Here is a 2,535-nt window from a genome sequence, read left to right on the forward strand (position 1 = left end):
GACGTGACGGCCCTGCACCGGATCGCCCGCGCCCAGGGCTACGGACACCGCGACCTGCACGAACGGCTCCTCGCCGCGGCGACCCTCGGCGGCGCGCACGCGATGGGGCTCGCCGTCGGGCCGGACCGGATCGGGCACCTCGCCGTGGGGGCCCGTGCCGACCTCGCGGTGTTCGACGTCGACGCCCGGACCGTGCCGGACGCGCTGGCCGAACTCGTCGAGGACGGTGCCGGCCGCGCGGTCGCGACCGTCGTCCGCGGCACGGTCCGCGCCGTCGAGGGCGCGCTCACCGCCGTGCCCACCACCCCTGGACGTCCCCTGGAGGAATCGTGACCGAGACCGCACCCCGCCCCGGCATGGCCGCCCGTCGCACCGTCGACGGCACGCTGATCGAGTGGCTCGACGTGCCGAAGCGCGCCGTCGCCCTCGGCATGGAACCGCACCCGGAGGGCGGGTGGTACGTCCGCACCTGGACCTCGCCCGCGACGGTGTCGACGCCCGCCGGCGACCGCCCCGCGGCCACCCTGATCCACTTCCTGCTGCCGCCGGGTGAGGCGTCCGCCTGGCACCGTGTGACGAGCGACGAGATCTGGATGTGGCACGGACCCGACGCCGTCGACCTGCAGCTCGGCGGCGACGGCGACCAGCCGGAACCCGGCGCGACGATCACGCTCGGCCCGGACGCCGGACGCGACCGGGTGAACGACGCGCAGGCGTTCGTCCGCGGCGGGGTCTGGCAGCGGACCCTGCCCGGCGAAGGCGAGGTGCTGCTGAGCTGCCTGGTGTCGCCCGGGTTCTCGTTCGAGGACTTCACGCTCGCCGAGTAGTCGCGAGACATCCGTTTCGCGTTGGTATCCCACCGCGAAGTACACTTCGTCCTGCCCCCCACCCCCTCGCACGAAGGCCCGACCGTGACCCGATCCCTCCGCCTGACCATCGCCGTCGCGACCGCCGCGGTCGCCGCCCTCGCCCTCAGCGCGTGCTCGACCGGCAGCAGCAACCCCGCGGGGACCGTGACCGACGGCAAGCTCACCATCGCGACCGGCCAGCCCGCGTACTCGCCGTGGGTCGAGGACAACAAGCCGCAGTCCGGCAAGGGCTTCGAGGCCGCCGTGGCGTACGCCGTCGCGAAGGAGATGGGCTACGCGAAGTCCGACGTCGTCTGGAAGCGCAGCACCTTCGACAGTGCGATCGCCCCGGGTCCGAAGGACTGGGACCTCAACATCCAGCAGTTCTCGATCGACGCCAAGCGCAAGAAGGCCGTCGACATGTCCACCGCGTACTACACGACCACCCAGGCCGTCGTGACCACCGAGTCCTCGAAGGCCGCGAGCGACACGACCATCGCCGCGCTCAAGCAGGACGCGATCGGCGTCGCGACCGGTTCGACGAGCATCCAGAGCGTCAAGGACGTCCTCGGTGTGACCCCGCAGGTCTTCAACTCGAACGACGACGCGATCCTCGCGCTCAAGTCCGGCCAGATCGACGCGATCGTCACCGACCTGCCGACGGCGTTCTACATGTCCGGCGCGCAGCTCGACGGCAAGGGCACCGTCTCGGCGCAGTTCCCGGCGGACGGCTCCGGCGACCAGTTCGGCTTCGTGCTGCCGAAGGGCTCCGAGCTGACGAGCAAGGTCGACAAGGCACTCAAGGCACTCAAGGCGGACGGCACGCTCGAGGACCTGCAGACCAAGTGGCTCTCCTCGGAGACCGGCACCCCGGTCCTGAAGTAGCTCCGTGAGCCTGCCAGCAGGCGCCGGGTCCCCGGTGGCCGCATCCGCGCCGAGCCAGGTCGAGCTGGAGCGTCGGCTGTACCGTCGCCAGCGCGGGCGGCGCTCGCTCGTGGTGTCCGTGGTGTCGACGCTCGTGGTCGTCGCCGTCGTCTACTTCGGCGTCGTGAACACCCCGGGATGGGCCGCGGTCCAGCAGTCGTTCTTCGACCCGCAGACCGCGATCGACTCGTTCCCCGACATCCTGCTGGGCCTCTGGCTGAACATCCGGATCCTGTTCTTCAGCGCGATCGGCGTCGCCGTGTTCGGCACGCTGCTCGCCGTCGTCCGGGGTCTGCGGAGTCCGGTGTTCTTCCCGCTGCGGATGCTCGCCACCGGGTACACCGACCTGTTCCGCGGTCTGCCGCTCATCATCGTGCTGTACCTGGTCGGCTACGGGATCCCGGGGCTCGGGGTCTTCCCCCGCCTGCCCGCCGAGGTCTGGGGCACGATCGCGATCATCCTGACGTACTCGTCGTACATCGCCGAGGTGCTCCGCGCCGGCATGGAGGCCGTGCACCCGTCGCAGCGTCTCGCGGCCCGGTCGCTGGGGCTGTCGCACGCGAAGACCCTGCGCCTGGTCGTGCTCCCGCAGGCGATCCGCAAGGTCACCCCCGCGCTCGGCGGGGACGTGGCGGATCCGGTGGCTCAGCAGACCGAGGCTCGGCAGGACGTCGCCGGGCGCGGCTGAGGTGAGTACCAGGAGCTGGGCCACAGGACCTCCAGGGCGTGGGGGAGTCGTGCACACATCCTAGTGATGCTCGGG

General features: G+C 71.4%; 4 protein-coding genes. All 4 read left to right on the top strand.

Annotated elements, in window-relative coordinates:
• The coding region (locus I5E_RS20340) for an amidohydrolase family protein (RefSeq protein WP_031263312.1) at positions 1 to 333 on the top strand (333 nt) is incomplete at its 5' end.
• Entirely contained in the window at positions 330 to 827 is a 498-nt protein-coding gene (locus tag I5E_RS20345) for a cupin domain-containing protein (protein WP_022908599.1), read from the top strand. The genes I5E_RS20340 and I5E_RS20345, both read left to right, overlap by 4 nt.
• An 84-nt stretch (positions 828 to 911) precedes the next feature.
• A complete protein-coding gene (locus I5E_RS20350) occupies positions 912 to 1,733 on the top strand; it encodes an ABC transporter substrate-binding protein (protein WP_022908600.1) in 822 nt (273 codons plus the stop codon).
• Positions 1,734 to 1,737: 4 nt separating this feature from the next.
• The gene (locus I5E_RS20355; RefSeq protein ID WP_261975012.1) at positions 1,738 to 2,460 is read left to right on the top strand and encodes an amino acid ABC transporter permease; all 723 of its coding nucleotides are present in this window, start codon (positions 1,738 to 1,740) and stop codon (positions 2,458 to 2,460) included.
• The last annotated feature ends 75 nt before the right edge of the window (positions 2,461 to 2,535 follow it).

Source organism: Curtobacterium sp. B18 (genome assembly GCF_000333375.1).
GTDB lineage: Bacteria > Actinomycetota > Actinomycetes > Actinomycetales > Microbacteriaceae > Curtobacterium.